The organism is Stenotrophomonas sp. STEN021, from assembly GCF_056760175.1.
Map to the genome: position 1 here is coordinate 1 of NZ_JBRREH010000033.1, position 16,718 is coordinate 16,718.

Sequence of the window (16,718 nt, forward strand, 5' to 3'; positions counted from 1 at the left end):
CCCCCCCCCCGGCCCCCCTCCCCGCGCACACCCCCCCCCCCGCCCCGCCCCCCCCCCCGCCCCCCCCCCCCCCCCCCCCCCCCCCCCCCCCCCCCCACTACCGGCTGGCTTTACTGGTGAAGCCCCTGCCGAGCATGGCTCAGCACTACATTGAGCAGCCTTGGCGGGGCTGGCGTACCATCGCGCCTCCCTCGCATCACCTGCCCCAGCCTGTCCTGATGACCCCGCAATCACACCGCGTGCAAGGCCTCAACAATGATGAAGTGGCTGCCGACTGGCCTGCCATCAATGCGACCGAGCTTGCCTGGCTGAATGATCGCTACCCGCAGTTGGCCCCAGGCAGCACGCTGCTATGGCACAGCCCGCGACCGATGTCGGCCGCCGCCATCGCCGCCGGCCCACACGGCAATATCTTCATCAAACGGCACCACCGACGGGTGCGCAGTGCCGCCTGCCTGCTGGAAGAGCATCAGTTCATCACCCACCTCGCCAAGGCAGGGCTGCCGGTTGCCCAGCTCCTGCATGGCCACGATGGCCAGACTGCCATTGAGCACGGCGACTGGACCTACGAGCTGCATGCCGTAGCCGATGGCCAGGACCTGTACCGGGATGCCCCTTCGTGGACGCTGCTGACCGAAATCGAACGCGCGCAAGCCGCCGGCCGCATGCTGGCCACCGTGCACCGCGCCTCCGCCAGTTATCAGGCCCCCCAGCGCAGCACCCACCTGCTGGTCGCACGTGATGAGTTGATCCGCGCAGAAGACCCCATCACGGCGCTCAAGACCGACCTGCGCAATCGACCCGGTCTTGCCCGCTACCTGTCGCGCATTCCCTGGGAGCAACAACTGCAGCGCAGCGTCCTGCCCTGGCACACCGGACTGGCAGCGCGGCTGCAGGCCGAGCCGCCGTTGTGGGCCCACAACGACTGGCATGTCTCCAACCTGCTGTGGGGCCACGGCGACAACGCGATGCAGGTCAGCAGCGTGCTCGATTTCGGCCTGGCTTCTCCCACCAGCGCCCTGTTCGATCTGGCCACCGCCATCGAACGCAACGCCGTGGCCTGGCTGGAGCTGGAGCGCGGCGCCGAGGCGGTACGTATCGATATCGCATTGGCCCTGCTCGACGGCTACCGCGAGGTGTTGCCCTTGTCTGCCGAACGGGTACACCTGCTGGCCGACCTGCTGCCAATGGTGCATTTCGACTTTGCACTGTCCGAAGTCGAGTATTTCGAAGGTGTCACCGGCTCCACCGCAAATGCCGATGTCGCCTGGCAGCCATTCATGCTTGGCCACCCCGAGTGGTTCGCCAGCCCTCCCGGCCAAGCCCTGCTGCAGGCCCTGCACGCGGCCGCCTGAAGCGGCCCGACTCGCAAATCGTTCGCATTTGTAGTGAAATGCGTCCCTGAAGCGGGGGTGCCTGGCGTTGCCAGGCTGAGAGAGTCCCTTGGAACCTGATCCGGTTTGCACCGGCGTAGGGAGCTTTGAGCAGCAGCCGTAGCGCCGTCATTGGCGCTGCGCATGCGCGCCTTCGCTTCGTCTCCCTTGTTGCCTGAAGACGAATCGAATGAACCGCTGCCTGCGCCCCACGCTGTTGTCTCTCGCCCTGAGCACCGCCCTGCCGCTGTACGCCAGCGACACCGGCCTTGATGCCGCTGCCGCACACTCGCCGACCGAGCTTGCCGCCGTACGCGTGCAGGCCCGTCAGCCGGAAGCGGACAACCCCCGCGTCAACAGCTTCGGCAGCGGCGACTGGAAAAGCACGCCGGCATCGATGAACGTGCTGGACCGCGACTTCCTCGACCACCAGCAGGTGCGCTCACTGTCCGAGCTGGCCAGCAATGACGCTTCGCTGGGCGATGCCTACGCCCCGGTCGGCTATTACCAGAATGTCGCCATCCGCGGCTTCGCGCTGGACACGGCCACCGGCTACCGTTTCAACGGCATGTCGATCGCCGGCGAACAGCGGCTGGCACTGGAGAATCTGCAGGCCGTTGAAGTCCTCAAGGGCGAAGCTGGCCTGGCGGCCGGCGTGATGGCGCCAGGCGGCATCATCAACTACGTCGGCAAGCGGCCAGCCGAAGTACGCACCGTCACCTTGGGTACCGACAACGAAGGCTCGCGCTACGCCGCCATCGACGTCGGCCATTGGCTGACCCCGCGCATCGGCCTGCGCTTCAACGCAGCCTGGGACGACAGCAGTTCCTACATCGAACATGCCGATGGCCGCCGCAACTTCTATTCGCTGGCGACCGACTGGCTGATCGGTGAGCGCGGCAAGCTCGAAGTGGATGCCAACTACCAGACCAGCGCGCAGCGTTCGGCCTCCGGCTACCAGCTGCTGGGCGGACGGGAACTGCCGACCAGCGTGGACCGTGAACAGTTACTTGGCTATCAGCCGTGGCAGAAGCCGGTGGGCATCGCCAGCACCAACATCACCGCGCTGCACACCTATGATTTCAACGCCAATTGGCAGTCACGCGTTGCCCTCAGCCACAGCCACACGGTGATCGATGACAACGTCGCATTCGCCTACGGCTGCTACTACGCCGCGCAATGCGCCGATGGCAGCGTACCCGGCAACTACTTCGCCCCCAACGGCGACTACGACATCTACGACTACCGCAGCCCGGACGATACCCGTCGCAACCAGGAGCTGCGCGCCGAGCTGCGCGGCAGCTTCAACACCGGCAACATCGGCCATCAGCTGACCATGGGTGCCGACCAGTTCCGCCGCACCGTGGACAAGCGCCGCAACGTCAACGAATACGTCGGCACGGTCAATATCCACGACAAGCAGCTACCCGTGTTCGAGCCCTCGCCGCTGATACCTAGCGCGTCCGCACGTCGCCTGGACAGCCGCCAGACCGCTGTATTCGCACTGGACCGCATCCAGCTCAATGAAGACTGGCAGTGGCTGGCCGGCGGCCGCTACGTGCGTCTGGACGAACGCGCCTACGACAAGCGTGGCAACCCACAACGCCGCAGCCGCCTATCGCGCTTCCTGCCGCAGACTGCGGTGATGTGGAAGGCCAGCGACAGCATCAATGCCTACGCCAGCTACGTCGAAGGCATCTCGCTGGGCCAGGAAGCACCGTTCTGGACCGCCAACGCCGACACCTTCCTGCCGGCAGTGCAGTCGCGCCAGCTCGAAATCGGCGTGAAGTATTCCAGCAGCGAGCAGCTGACCCTGGGCGCGGCACTGTTCCGTACCACTCAGCCTTATCAGTACGCTAAGCCCGATGGCAGCGACGTCGGCTATACCTTCGTAGAGGAAGGCAAGCAGGCCCACGCCGGCCTGGAACTGACCGCCAACGGCCAGCTCACCGATGCGTTGCAGATCGTCGCCAGCGCCAGCGTATTGCAGGCACGTGCGCGCGACACCGGCACGCCGAGCTACGAAGGCCACCAACTGGTCAACGTACCCAAGCTGCGGGCCAGCGTGCACCTGAGCTATGCACTGCCCTTCGTTGAAGGGCTGGATCTTACCGGCGGCTGGCGCTACGCATCTGCCAATACCGCGCGCGCTGATGGTGCGGTACGCGCACCGAGCTACAACGTGTTCGACGCCGGGCTGCGCTTCAAGCACCAGCTGCAAGGCCACGCAGTGAGCTGGAACCTGTCGGTGGACAATCTGTTCAACCGCTTCTACTGGCGCGACACCGGCAGCAGCCTGGGCGACTACTACCTGTTCCCGGGCGCACCGCGTCAGGCACGCCTATCGGTGAGCATCGCGCTGTGAGCAGCACCACGCTCGAATGGTCGGCCGCGCTATGCAGCATCCTTGGCGTCTGGTTGATGGCGCAACGGCGAATGGTCGCCTGGCCGGTCGGCCTGTTGTCGGTAGCGCTGTATGCGCTGGTGTTCGCCGAAGCCAAATTGTATTCGGACACGCTGCTGCAGCTCGCATTTGCTGTCTTCCTCGTCTACGGCTGGATCAACTGGCGACGGCACGCCGCCGACGAAGGCAGCGTGCGCATCGTGCCCTTGTCACGCAGCAAGATGCTGCGTGACCTGGGCATCGGCCTGCTTGGTGGCATCGCGCTCGGTGCCGGCATGCACAGCTTCACCGATGCATCACTGCCGTGGCTGGACGCGATGCTGACCGGATTGAGCCTGGTCGCGCAGTGGTGGCAGGCACGCCGCCACACCGCCACCTGGTGGCTATGGATCGTGGTCGACGTGGTGTACGTAGGCGCGTATCTGTTCAAGTCACTGCATGTGACCGCGGCGCTGTACGTGTTCTTCCTCGGTCTTGCCGTGATCGGGTTGCGTGCATGGAGTGCAGCGGCCCACACCACCGCTGCGGAACCTGCAGCGCACGGCGCGCGCTGAGCAGCGTCACGCATTGCCAGCTGCCGCCGATGTCGGCAGCAGCTGGCTGAAGGTAAATCGCGGACAACAAAAAAGCCCCGTCAGGGGCTTTTCTTTACCTGCAGATATCACATGGAATCTGCTGGTCATTATCTGGAGCGGGAAACGAGACTCGAACTCGCGACCTCAACCTTGGCAAGGTTGCGCTCTACCAACTGAGCTATTCCCGCGGATTGAATGCAGCACCTGCGAAACAGAGAACCGACATTCGAGATGGATCGCAAGACTGGAGCGGGAAACGAGACTCGAACTCGCGACCTCAACCTTGGCAAGGTTGCGCTCTACCAACTGAGCTATTCCCGCAGGCTTGCTACATCTATTTACGCATCAAACCACGAGTAAACATGGAGCGATGTTTGAAACTGGAGCGGGAAACGAGACTCGAACTCGCGACCTCAACCTTGGCAAGGTTGCGCTCTACCAACTGAGCTATTCCCGCTTGGGAGGCGAAATTCTACATGCATTGGCCACGGTGTCAACAGCCTGTTCACTTTTTGACTGCACTATTGCGCGCGGCCTTTTCGTCTTCACGCAGGCTCGGCCAGGCCGCACGCAGGTACTGCAGCGCAGACACCAGAGTCAGCAAAGCGGCGATGGCCAACATCCAGTCACCGATGTGGAAAACCGGCTCGCCCATCCAGATGGTTTTGTACGAGGTATTGGGCGACACCGAGTACAGCAGGCACAGCAGCGCCACCATCTGTGCAGTGGTCTTGACCTTGCCGATCATCGCCACCCGCACCTTGGCGCGCTGACCAATCTCGGCCATCCACTCGCGCAATGCCGACACCGCGATTTCACGGCCGACGATCACCGCCGCCCAGAACGCCATCCACGGCGTCGGGTGCCCCTGCACGATCAGGAACAAGGCCACTGCCACCATCAACTTGTCCGCCACCGGATCCAGGAACGCACCGAATGCCGAATGCTGCTCGTACTTGCGCGCCACCCAGCCATCCAGCCAATCGGTGATCGCCGCCAGGCCGAAAATCGCCGCCGAGGCGAAATTTGTCCATGCATAGGGCAGATAGAACACCAGCACCAGCACCGGGATCATCATGATCCGCAGCAATGTCAGCCAGGTGGGGATGGTCAATTTCATTACAGCATTACTCCGCCGCCGGATCGGGTACCGACAGACCATGAAGGTTAGCGTAGATACGTGCAGCAAGGGCGGCATTGATGCCTTCCACGCGGGCGATTTCAGCCTCACCAGCCGCCTTCAAACCGGCAATACCGCCAAAATGCTTGAGCAGGCTGGCGCGCCGACGTGGACCGATGCCGGGAATATCTTCGAGTTTGCTGGTCATGCGCGCCTTCTGGCGACGCCCACGATGACCGGTAATGGCGAAGCGATGAGCCTCGTCACGCACCTGCTGGATGAACTGCAGCGCCGGTGACGCGGCGCCAGGGCGCAGCTCGCGCCCATCAGGCAGCACCAGCGCTTCGTGGCCGGCACGGCGCTCCACGCCCTTGGCCACGCCGACCAGCATCACCCCTTCCACGCCCAGGTCAGCCAGCGCTGCCTGTGCCTGTGCCAACTGTCCGGCGCCGCCGTCGATCAGCAATACGTCTGGCAGCACCCCACCCTCTTCCACTACGCGGCGGAAACGCCGGTCGATGGCCTGGCGCATGGCGGCGTAATCGTCGCCCGGCTCGATGCCGCTGATGTTGTAGCGACGGTACTGCGCGCGCACCGGGCCGGCAGCATCGAACACTACGCACGAGGCCACCGTGGCCTCACCCATGGTGTGACTGATATCGAAACACTCCACGCGCTTGACCGGCTCGGCCAGGCCCAGCATCTCGCGCACCGCTTCGCTGCGTGCCTGCTGCGCGCCGGCACTGTCCATCTCGGCGACCAGCGTGATCTGTGCGTTGCGACTTGCCAGTTCCACGTATCCCGCGCGTTCGCCACGCACGTTCCACTTCAGGGCCACCTTGCGCTCGGCCGATGCACTCAGCGCGGCCTCGATCATCTCCGCATCCGGAATCTGCCGATCCAGCAGCACTTCAGCTGGCGGCTCATGTTCGACGTAGTACTGCGAGACAAACGCGGCCAGCACCTCTTCGGCACTGTCCTCGCCGTTGGTGCGCGGGAAGAACGCGCGCGTACCGAGATTGCGGCCATCACGGAAGGCCAGCAGCATCACGCAGGCACTGGCGCCCTGGGTTGCGCAGGCCAGCACGTCCAGATCGGCGGCGCGGCCATCGACATACTGGCGGTTCTGCATGCTGCGCAACGAAGCGACCAGATCACGCAACCGCGCGGCACGCTCGAACTCCAGCGTGTCACTGGCCTGCTGCATGGCCTGCATCAATTCGTCGGCGAGCTGGTCACTCTTGCCCTCCAGGAACATCGCCGCGCGCCGCACCGATTCGTCGTACTCGGCCTGTGGCACCAGTTCCACGCAGGGCGCGCTGCAACGACCAATCTGGTACTGCAGGCAGGGCCGCGAGCGGTTGCGGAACACGCTGTCCTCACAGCTGCGCAGTTTGAACAGTTTGTGCATCAGGTTCAGCGTTTCACGCACCGCGCCGACGCCCGGATACGGCCCGTAATAGCGCCCGGGCACCGCACGCGGACCGCGATGCAGGGCGATCCGTGGCCATTGCTCGCGGGTCAGCAACACCTGCGGATAGGTTTTGTCATCACGCAGCGAAACGTTGTAACGCGGGTTCAGCGACTTGATCAGCTGGTTTTCCAGCAGCAGTGCTTCGGCCTCGGTGCGGGTCACGGTGACATCCATCCGCGCCACCTGCGACAGCATCATCATGATGCGCCGGCTCTTCGGCGAGCCGTTGAAATAGCTGCCTACGCGCTTGCGCAGCGCACCGGCCTTGCCCACGTACAGCAAGGTGTCGTCGGCAGCGTACATCCGGTATACACCAGGCGCGGTACTCAGCGCCGCCGCGAAGGCCTTGCCATCGAACTCATTGGCAACGACGTCGGTCATCCTTCAATCGGCACTTCACTCAGTTCGCCGCTGAGTGGATCAAAGCGCAGTACGGCGTGCGCGTCGGCCTCGGCAATCCAGATTGCGCCGGCGGCCACCGCCAACGCGGTCGGGCCATGCAGACGCCGGGGCAGATTGACCGTGGACAGATCACCACCACCCAGGCGCAGGGTACGCAGCGAGCCATTGCCTGCATCGGCAATCCACAACAGCGGCGAATCCGGCCCCATTGCCAGGCCCAGCGGGTACTGCAGGCGTGCACGCAAGCGCGGGCCATCAACATTACCCGACTCCCACGGCCCCTGCCCGACCAGGGTCTGCACCAGGTCACCACGCAGTTGCACCGAACGGATAGCCGAGCCCAAGGCGTCGCAGACATACAGCGCCTGCTGGACTGCGACCAGGCTGCTGGGCTGTGCAAATGCCGCCAGATGACCGCTGCCATCGCGCACTTCCGCCGCGCCGGCACCGGCCCGCCAGCGCAGCTCGCGACTGCCCAGGTCATAGCTCCAGATGTGGTTGTCACCGGCCATCGCGATATGGACCTGGTTGTCGGCCACCGCAACTGCCGCCGGGTGATTGAGCGGGCTGTCCCAGGGCTGGGCCAACACGCCGGCACGCGGATCACCGGCACGACCGTTGCCACACAAGGTGTCCACCTGGCCGCTGACCAGATTGATACTGCGCAAGGCGTGGTTGCCGGTGTCGGCTACATACAGTATTTCGCGCACCAGGGCCAAACCCTGCGGGCGATTGAAGGCCGCCTCGCCGGTGCCGCCATTGATCAGGTCGGCGCTGCCCAGACCGAACTGACGCAGCACCCGGCCAGCATGGTTGCACTCGAGAATCCGATGATGGCCGGTGTCGGCCACATACAGGCGGTCGGCCGTTGCCACCAGGCCAGCCGGGAACAGCAGCGGCAGGCGCGGCTCGGCGTTGATCTCACGGATGCCGTAGCCGTCGTCGTCCAGCGCACGCATCACGCCTTCGCCCAGGCTGTTCAAGGCCCGCTCCAGGTCGCCAGCTGCGCCGACCAGGCGTTCCTGCTCCTGCCCATAGGCATCGAGCATCAGCAAGGTTGGCCAGGACTGCACCTCGAAGCGGCGCCAGGCGTCCCATTGCGCATCCAGCACGATGGGCGCACTGATGCCCTGGCGGCGCAGCAATTTCAGCGCATGTTGCGGCTCGCGCTCGAATTCGAAGCGCGGCACCTGCACCACCAGCAGCTGCACCCGGCCGGGATTGCGTGCCTGCCAGCGCATGACCTCGGCCAGCCGCTGCATGCACCAAACAGACGCGCCGTTGACGAAGGCCAGCACCAGCGGGCGGCCGCGCATGTCCTGCAGGGTTGCAGGCGCAGCGTTCAGCCAGATAGCGGACGTAGGCAGTTCCGTTACGCGGTTGTCGTTCATGCAGGGATTATGCCGGAGTCATCGCGCCGCGACAGGCGACGCACTGTGGCCTGGGCCGCAGTATCGAGCAGTGCCCAGCTGTGTTCGAAATCTGCCACGTCACCGTAATAGGGGTCCGGCACCACATCGGCCCCGTCAATGCCCGCCCACGGCAGCCACAATACCGCACGCGCCTCGAACCCAGCCGGCGCCAGCTCCCGGGCGTCGCGCAGATTGTCGCCATCAGCGCACAGGATCAGGTCGTATTCCTCGAAGTCCTCGGCCAACAGCTGGCGGGCGCGCTGAGCCGCTATGTCCACGCCGCGCTGGCGCGCGCAGGCAACAGCACGTGGATCGGGACTGCGGCCAGCATGCCAATAGCCCGAAGTACCGGCCGAGTCGACCTGCACCCAACTGCCCAGTCCTGCTTCGGCAATCCGTGCACGCAGGGCTCCTTCGCCCATCGGCGAGCGGCAGATATTGCCCAGGCAGACCACCAGCAACTTCACTGCACCGCCCTCATCTGCGCCTCGGCGCGATGCAGGTCTTCCGGGGTATCGATTCCCGGCGGGAACGGCGCCGGTGACAAGGCCACCGCAATGCGGAAACCAGCCTCCAGCACCCGCAGCTGCTCCAGCGATTCGATCTGCTCCAGATTACCGGGCGGCATGGCGGCAAACTGCTGCAGGAAACCGGCCCGGTAACCGTAGATACCGATATGCCGCAGCCACTGCCCTGCAGGAAGCACATCGCGACTGCTGGCAAAGCCATCGCGGTGCCACGGAATCGGCGCACGGCTGAAGTACAGGGCATCACCCTGCGAGGTCCGTACGAGCTTGACCACATTGGGATCAAACAAGGTCGGCGCATCCTCCACCCGCGTTGCCAGCGTCGACATCGGTGCGCCGCTGTCGGCCAGAATCCTTGCCACGGCCTGGATACCCGCGGCAGGGGCGAAGGGTTCATCCCCCTGCAGGTTCACCACGATCACATCGTCGGCCCAACCGGCCTGCCGCGCGCATTCGGCCAGACGGTCGGTACCGGAGGCATGTGCAGGATCGGTCATCGCCACATGAATGCCGGGCAGCCCCGCCACCGCCTGCGCGATGCGCGCATCATCGGTTGCCACCCAGACCTCGCGGGCACCGGCGGCCAGCGCTCGGCGCGCCACGTGCAGCACCATCGGCTCCCCGGCGATCAGCGCCAAGGGCTTGCCCGGCAAGCGGGTGGAAGCATAGCGGGCTGGAATGGCTACAACGAATTCGGGAACAACGCTCATCTGAACTCCTTTCAACACGCTCGACAACGGCAGCCCTCAGCCGCGGGAAAGCTTACCCAGGCGGTCCAGCAAGGCTACCCAGAATGCCGCCGGCAACTCGGCCTGCAACGGCACCGCGTAATGCCAAGCCGTAGCGAAACGCTGGCATTTGACGGCGTCTTTTTCGGTCATCAATACCGGCAACTCGCTACCGAAGGAAAGATCCTCCGGCGTGTAACGATGATGGTCGGCAAAGGCATGCGGCACCACGCCGATATCGCGCGCGCGCAGCATCTGGAAGAACCGCTGCGGATTGGCGATACCTGCCACCGCGTGCACACGCAGCCCGGCAAATGCCCGCAGAGGCTTGTCGCGGCCGCCCTTCAGCGGCCGTGCGACATCGATGGACAAACGCATCGCCCATTCGCCAAAGCCCGAGTCCTCCGTGGGGATGGTCGCATCACTGGTCTGCCCAAGATTGACCACCCGGAAGTCGCAATGCGCAGCACGCGAGACCGGTTCACGCAGCGGGCCGGCCGGCAGCAACCGCCCGTTGCCATAGCGGCGCACTGCATCCACCACCTCGATTTCGATATCGCGCGCCAGCCGGTAATGCTGCAGACCATCATCGCAGACCACCACATCGCAGCCAGCGTCCAGCAAGGCCTTGGCCGCGGCAACCCGATCCTTGTCCACCCGTACCGGTACGCCGGTTTTCCAGGCAATCAGCACCGGCTCATCGCCGCCCAGGCCCACGTCCATATCGGCGGTGACCCAGCGCGCCGTATCGGCCTGATCACGACCGTAGCCGCGGCTGGCAACACCGGGCTTCCAGCCCGCTGCACGCAGGCGATTGACCAGCTCGATGGTCAACGGCGTCTTGCCGGTACCACCGGCGGTGATGTTGCCAATCACGATCACCGGCAGCGGCACCTGCCGGGCGCGTAGCCAGCCACGGCGGTACAGACTGCGGCGCAGACCGGTTACCGCACCATACAGTGGTGCCAACAACCGCGCCGGCAACGGCACCGGCGCATCGCCATACCAGTAGGCGGGCGTTTGCGGTCCTTGCTTGGCCATCATTCCTGCCTGTCGCGGAACTGCATGCTATGCAGGTGTTCGTACAAGCCACCCATTGCCAGCAATTCGGCATGGGTGCCGCGCTCGACAATGCGCCCCTGGTCCATCACCAGCACCTGATCGGCGTGTTCGATGGTGGACAGGCGATGGGCAATGACCAGCGTGGTGCGATCGGGCATCAACTTCTGCAGTGCGTCCTGCACCAACCGCTCGGACTCGTTGTCCAGCGCAGCGGTGGCTTCGTCCAGGATCAGGATCGGCGCGTCCTTGAGCATTGCGCGGGCAATCGCCAGACGCTGGCGCTGGCCCCCGGACAGGCGACCGCCCTTTGCCCCGACCGGTGCATCCACGCCCTGCGGCAGCTGCTCGACGAACTCGCTGGCATTTGCCCCATCGATCGCCCGCTGCAACTGCTCGGTGCTGCGCTGCTGCAGTTCGCCATAGGCGACGTTCTCGGCAATGCTGCCATTGAACAAGGTGACCTGCTGGCCAACCAATGCGATCTGCCGGCGCAGATCGGCCAGCTTGTAGTCCTGCAGCGGATGGCCATCGAGCAGGATTTCGCCAGCCTCGATTTCATAGAAACGCGGAATCAGCTTGATCAGGGTCGACTTGCCACTGCCCGAACGGCCAACGATGGCGGTGACCGTGCCTGGCTTGGCGATGAAACTGATGTCTTCCAGTGCCGGCTTGGCCTGGCCCGTATAGCGGGCAGTGACGTGCCGGAACTCCAACAGGCCTCTGGCGCGCTGGAGCGGCAGATTGCCCGCATCCACTTCGTCTTTGGCGTCAAGCACATGGAACAGGCGTTGCGCCGAGGCGATGCCACGCTGGGTCATGTTCTGCACGTTGGTCAGCTGCTTGAGCGCCGGAATGATCGCCAGCATCGCCATCAGCAGGCCAACAAAGTCGCCTACCGTCAAACGCCCCGCAGCTGCTTCATGGCCCGCAATAAGCAAGAGTGCAGCCAAGCCGACCGCGCCGATCAACTGCACCATGCTCGACGAAATACTGCGCGTCGCCTCAACCTTCATCGCCAGCCGCAGATTGGTATTGGCCAAGCCGGTATAACGATCCAGCTCAGCCGGTTGCGCACCGTAGATCTTCACTTCCTGATGGCTGGACAGCGCTTGGTCCGCAGCCTGCAGGAGATCAGCACCGCTTTCCTGGATGCGGTGGCTGATACGCCGGTAGCGCTTGGCCACCATGTTCATCACCCAGGCCAGTGGCGGCGCCAGCACGAAGATCGCAAGCGTCACTTGCCAGCTGTAGTACAACATCACCGCCAGCGAACCCAGCGCCTGCAGCGATTGCTGCAGCACTACCTTCATCGCATCAATCGCCGCCTGCGCCACCTGGTCGCTGTCCGAGCCCAGCCGCACCAACATCGATGGCACTGGCTCGGAGTCGAAACGCTGCCCTGGCAGGCGCAGGTACTTGCCCAGCACCAGCACCCGGAAATCACGGGCAATGCTGCGCGCGGCCTTGCCCATGCCCATATCAGTCAGATAACCGGCGACACCGCGCAACAGGAACAACCCGATGACGGCCAACGGCATCCACTGGTTGATGTCCTTCGGATTCACCAGACTATTGGTGATCGGGCTCATCAGGATCAGGAAGCCACTGCCCGCACCAGCCTCGATCAACATGCCCAGGCCGGCCATCAACAACAGCGGCCGATAGGGCTTGGCAAAGCCCAGCAGACGTCTGTAGACCTGCCAGGCCGAATCGTTATCACTCATTGTTTGGTTTCCGGTGCGGTTGCAATCGCGATCCGGCGAAAACCGAGTTGACCCAAGGCATCCTGCGCGGTGACTACAGCCTGGTAGGGCGTGCGTGCGTCAGCGCGCAGCAAGACGCTTTGCTCACGGTCGGCACCGGCCAGTTGCGCGATGATCTGCTTCAGCGACTCGATGTCGGTGCGCAGCACTTCCTGATCGTTGACGAAGTAACGGCCATCGGCATTGACCAGCACGCTCAGCGAACTCTGCGGCGCGCTGGTCTTCTGGTCGCTGGCCGTGGGTAACTGCACCTGCAGCGTGGAGCGCGCATCGAAGGTGGTGGTGACCACAAAGAAAATGATCAATACCAGGATCACATCGATCAACGGCACCAGATCGATATGCGGCTCATCCTGGGTGCGATTGCTACCAATCCGCATGGGCTCAGGCCTTCTCGGTTGCCGCCGGGCGCGGCGCGGCAGCCTTGCTGGCTGCCATTACTGCCGGACGACCATCAAGTGCGTCCAACAGCGCACTGGCTTCCTGCTCCATCTCGATCACATAGCCATCGATCAGGCCACGGAAGTAGCGATGGAACATCAACGCCGGGATCGCGACCATCATGCCGGTTGCGGTACACACCAATGCCTTGCCGATGCCGCCAGCAAGCTGCCCCACATCGCCAACGCCGTGATCGAGGATGCCCAGGAACATCTGGATCATGCCGACCACCGTGCCCAGCAGGCCCAGCAGCGGGCCTGCGGAGGCAATGGTGCCCAAGGCATTGAGGAAACGCCCCATCCGATGTACCAGATGGCGGCCAGTGTCTTCGATGCGCTCGCGGATCTGGTCACGCGGGCGGTTACGTGCCTCAAGCGCGGCCGCAAGCAACGCACCCAGCGGTGAGTTGGCGCGCAGGGAATCAATATGCGAGGCATCCAGCTTGCCGCGCGCGGCCCAGTTGCGGACCTCCTGGCCCAGCCCCGGCGGCAGTACTTCGTTGCGGCGCAGACTCCAGAAACGCTCCAGGACGATCGCCAACGCCAGCACGCCCAACAACAGCAACGGCACCATCGGCCATCCGCCGGCTTTGACCAATTCCCACACGTTTCAACCCTCCGGCGCCGTGGCCGCGTATTTGATGTCAGATAGGATAGCAGCCGCCCGCACCCGCTCAGCGGCGTCCCATAGCCTTGAACGCCAGATTCTGCGCTCCCGCAGCTGTAAACCCTCCCTGCCCAGCCATACCTGCAGCGCCCCGCTCCCGGCCGTGTTCAGCACCTCGGCCCCGGAACGCTGCCAGCGCGCCACCACATCCTGGCGCGGGTGACCGAAGCGATTGCCATGACCGTTGGAGATCAACGCCAGACGCGCGTCGGTTGCCGCGACAAAACCGGGGCTGGAAGAGCCGCCGCTGCCATGGTGGGCGACCAGCACCACATCAGCACGCAGCTTTGCCGGCGCCTGTTTGAGCAGGCGCTGCTCGATGACCTCGCCAATGTCGCCGGTCAACAAGGCCGTTCCATATGCGCCCTGCACCCGCAGCACGCAGCTGGACTCATTCCCCAGATAGGGAAAACCCGGTGTGGGGTGCAGAAATTCAAACAGTACCCCATCCCATTGCCAGTTCTGACCTGCCAGGCAGGTCGATTCGGCACCAGCACCCAAGGCCAGCCCCGGCGGCATCAACACCTGCGCAGGAGGCAGAACGCCCTGCACCGCCGCCAACCCACCGGCATGATCATGATCGCCATGGCTGACCACTACCCGATCCAGGCGCGGCACGCCCAAAGCACGCAATGCAGGCACCACCACCCGCTCGCCGGCATCAAAGCCGTCAGCTACCGCCGGCCCGGTATCAAACAGCAAGGCGTGATGGCCGGTGCGCAGCAGCACTGCCAACCCCTGCCCCACATCCAGCGCAACCAGCTCGAACTCCCCCCACTCGGGCCTGTCACGCCATGGCAGGCACAGCGGCAACCACAGCAGTACCGCCAGGCACTTGCCCGGCACCCCAGCCGGCAGCAACAGCCACATTGCAGCCAACAGAGCCAAGGGCAAGGCAAACCACACCGGCTCGGGCAGCCACCACAATGAATAGCCACCACTACCCAGCATCTGGAACAGCGGCCAACTCAGATCGAAGCACCATGCCGAGGCCCGCCAGGCTACGCCGCCGGCGCCACTGCACATCGCCTCCAGTGCAGTACCGACAAGCGCCAGCGGCACCACCACCAGACTCCACCAGGGAATTGCGACCAGGTTGGCCAGCGGACCGATCGCCGAGGCCTGACCGAACAGCATCACCGTCAGCGGCAACAGGCCCAGCGTCGCAACACGTTGCGCCGACAAGAACCCGCGCAGCCAATGTGTGCGCTCGGGCAGACACCATAGCAACCACGCCACCCCGGCGAAGCTGAGCCAGAAGCCAGCGGTCAACACCGACAATGGCGCCAGCCAAAGTACGGCCAAGGCGGCCAACGCCAAAGCGCCGGCAACATCGACCGGCCTGCGACCAAGCCTTGCCAGCACCACCACCGCAACCATCAGCACGGTGCGCACGGTTGGCAAGCCGAACCCAGCCACCGCCGCATACGTCGTTGCCCCGAGCAACGCACCAGTGGCCACAGCTTGCGGGCGCGGACAATAGCGACCGCACCAAGGCAGCAAGCGCCAGAGCCCTGCCACCAACCACGCCGTGCACAGTGCGACCATGCCGACATGAAAGCCCGAGATCGCGATCAGATGGGTCAAGCCGGTCGCGCGCAGCACCTGCCAATCGCCTTCGCCGAGACCGCGTGTATCGCCTAGCGCCAGCGCCTGCACATAGCGCGAAGACGCAGCCGGCACCTGCGCTGCGATCCGCGCGGCCATGCGCTCGCGCCATGCCCCCAGTCCAGCAGCTGTCGCCAACCGTTGCGGTGCAGGCGATTGGCGCACGACCGCGCTGGCGGCAAGGCCCTGCGCCAAGGCGTGTCGCTCGGCGTCGAAGCCACCGGGGTTGACCAGTCCGCGTGGCGCACGCAGACGCAGGTTCAATCGCCAACGTTCACCCGCGTGCACCTGCATTCGCGGACCGGGTTCGGTCGCACCGAAATCGTCGTACCAGGACACCTGTACCGTCTGACCGCGCAGATCCGTCGCCAGATCGGTGCTTGCATCCAGGCGCAGTTGAAAGCGGGTACGGCGGAACTCATGCTGGGGAAGGCTGCTTACAACGCCAGTCAGCATGACTTCCTGCGCCTCCCTGTGAACGGCCAGCTGCTGGTCCAGGCCCCAACCTGCATGCAGGCAAGTCCAGCCCAAGCCGGCCAGCAACGCACCCAGCCAGCGCCAGTGTGGGGCTGCGAGCCACAACAGCAGGCCTGCCAACAATGCTGCCCAGCACAGCAACGCCGGAGGTAACGCCGGCGCCAGAACAGCCATGCAGATACCGGCCAGAAAACACGCGGCCACCGCCTTTCCGGCGAAGGCGACGTTTGGGTGATGTTGTATCGCGTTGCCTGCACTTCGCTGAGTTGCCATATCCACCCCCGCTTGCGCCTTGAGGAATGCTGGCAGGCTGGTGTTCGCACGCCATAGGCAGAAGCGGGTGATGGCGGATCAGGGATAGTGGGCGCCTAATGTAGAGCGCAGCAATGCTGCGCTGGGGCAGGCCCGCAACAGCCCTGTAGGAGCGGCATCAGCCGCGAAGCTGGCAGCAATGAAACAACGGCCATGCCTGCAATCTGGCTTATGCCGCTCCTGCAAAACCCGAGGGATTACCGGGAAGGCCCCTGTCGAGCATGACTCGGCACTACGGCGCTCCCGCGCCACACCCTGTGGGAACGGCGTCAGCCGCGAAGCTGGCAGCAAAGAAGCGCCGGCCATGCCTGCGATCTGATCGACTATCACCTTCGCGGCTGATGCCGCTCCTACAAAACCTGAAAGGCCCTTGC

Annotated in this window: 13 protein-coding genes, 3 tRNA genes and 1 riboswitch; of the genes, 3 read left to right on the forward strand and 13 right to left on the reverse strand. The window is 64.5% G+C overall.

Going from position 1 to position 16,718, the window contains the following annotated elements; translation table 11 throughout:
* Positions 1-218 precede the first annotated feature (218 nt).
* The 3 genes from ACVOL0_RS09105 to pnuC all read left to right on the forward strand — a co-directional run bounded on the left by ACVOL0_RS09105 (position 219) and on the right by pnuC (position 4,331).
* Positions 219-1,355 carry a phosphotransferase enzyme family protein gene (locus tag ACVOL0_RS09105; protein ID WP_481548817.1) on the forward strand — a complete coding sequence of 379 codons (1,137 nt, stop codon included), beginning with the start codon at positions 219-221 and terminating at the stop codon, positions 1,353-1,355.
* A gap of 43 nt (positions 1,356-1,398) precedes the next feature.
* Positions 1,399-1,494, forward strand: a riboswitch (TPP riboswitch).
* 69 nt (positions 1,495-1,563) lie between these two features.
* Positions 1,564-3,738 (forward strand): TonB-dependent siderophore receptor, encoded by a 2,175-nt coding sequence (locus ACVOL0_RS09110; RefSeq protein ID WP_481548818.1) that lies wholly within the window; start codon positions 1,564-1,566, stop codon positions 3,736-3,738.
* Complete coding sequence (gene pnuC, locus ACVOL0_RS09115; RefSeq protein ID WP_481548819.1) at positions 3,735-4,331, forward strand: nicotinamide riboside transporter PnuC; 597 nt, start codon at positions 3,735-3,737, stop codon at positions 4,329-4,331. The genes ACVOL0_RS09110 and pnuC overlap by 4 nt, the downstream gene beginning before the upstream one ends.
* A gap of 133 nt (positions 4,332-4,464) precedes the next feature.
* Here the strand turns inward: pnuC and ACVOL0_RS09120 are convergent.
* The 13 genes from ACVOL0_RS09120 to ACVOL0_RS09180 form a co-directional block, all read right to left on the reverse strand.
* Positions 4,465-4,540 (reverse strand) — tRNA-Gly (locus ACVOL0_RS09120).
* Between the two features lie 57 nt (positions 4,541-4,597).
* Positions 4,598-4,673, reverse strand: a tRNA-Gly gene (locus ACVOL0_RS09125).
* A 60-nt stretch (positions 4,674-4,733) separates the two neighbouring features.
* Positions 4,734-4,809 (reverse strand) — tRNA-Gly (locus ACVOL0_RS09130).
* 48 nt (positions 4,810-4,857) lie between these two features.
* Positions 4,858-5,472 (reverse strand): CDP-diacylglycerol--glycerol-3-phosphate 3-phosphatidyltransferase, encoded by a 615-nt coding sequence (gene pgsA, locus ACVOL0_RS09135; protein ID WP_481548820.1) that lies wholly within the window; start codon positions 5,470-5,472, stop codon positions 4,858-4,860.
* A gap of 7 nt (positions 5,473-5,479) precedes the next feature.
* Positions 5,480-7,327, reverse strand: coding sequence for an excinuclease ABC subunit UvrC (gene uvrC, locus ACVOL0_RS09140; protein ID WP_481548821.1), 1,848 nt, complete (start codon positions 7,325-7,327; stop codon positions 5,480-5,482).
* Positions 7,324-8,739, reverse strand: a complete 1,416-nt coding sequence (locus ACVOL0_RS09145; protein ID WP_481548822.1) for a hypothetical protein — start codon at positions 8,737-8,739, stop codon at positions 7,324-7,326. The genes uvrC and ACVOL0_RS09145 overlap by 4 nt, the downstream gene beginning before the upstream one ends.
* Positions 8,736-9,227 (reverse strand): low molecular weight protein-tyrosine-phosphatase, encoded by a 492-nt coding sequence (locus ACVOL0_RS09150; protein WP_481548823.1) that lies wholly within the window; start codon positions 9,225-9,227, stop codon positions 8,736-8,738. Before ACVOL0_RS09150 ends, ACVOL0_RS09145 begins: the two co-directional genes overlap by 4 nt.
* Positions 9,224-9,997, reverse strand: coding sequence for a 3-deoxy-manno-octulosonate cytidylyltransferase (gene kdsB, locus ACVOL0_RS09155; RefSeq protein ID WP_481548824.1), 774 nt, complete (start codon positions 9,995-9,997; stop codon positions 9,224-9,226). The genes ACVOL0_RS09150 and kdsB overlap by 4 nt, the downstream gene beginning before the upstream one ends.
* A 36-nt stretch (positions 9,998-10,033) precedes the next feature.
* A complete protein-coding gene (lpxK, locus tag ACVOL0_RS09160) occupies positions 10,034-11,056 on the reverse strand; it encodes a tetraacyldisaccharide 4'-kinase (protein WP_481548825.1) in 1,023 nt (340 codons plus the stop codon).
* Positions 11,056-12,801 carry a lipid A export permease/ATP-binding protein MsbA gene (gene msbA, locus ACVOL0_RS09165; protein ID WP_481548826.1) on the reverse strand — a complete coding sequence of 582 codons (1,746 nt, stop codon included), beginning with the start codon at positions 12,799-12,801 and terminating at the stop codon, positions 11,056-11,058. The genes lpxK and msbA overlap by 1 nt, the downstream gene beginning before the upstream one ends.
* A complete protein-coding gene (locus ACVOL0_RS09170; protein ID WP_481548827.1) occupies positions 12,798-13,220 on the reverse strand; it encodes an ExbD/TolR family protein in 423 nt (140 codons plus the stop codon). The genes msbA and ACVOL0_RS09170 overlap by 4 nt, the downstream gene beginning before the upstream one ends.
* Before the next feature lie 4 nt (positions 13,221-13,224).
* Positions 13,225-13,887: a MotA/TolQ/ExbB proton channel family protein gene (locus ACVOL0_RS09175; RefSeq protein WP_282270584.1), complete on the reverse strand. Its 663-nt coding sequence runs from the start codon at positions 13,885-13,887 to the stop codon at positions 13,225-13,227.
* A gap of 3 nt (positions 13,888-13,890) precedes the next feature.
* Positions 13,891-16,305, reverse strand: coding sequence for a DNA internalization-related competence protein ComEC/Rec2 (locus ACVOL0_RS09180; protein WP_481548828.1), 2,415 nt, complete (start codon positions 16,303-16,305; stop codon positions 13,891-13,893).
* Positions 16,306-16,718: the final 413 nt, after the last annotated feature.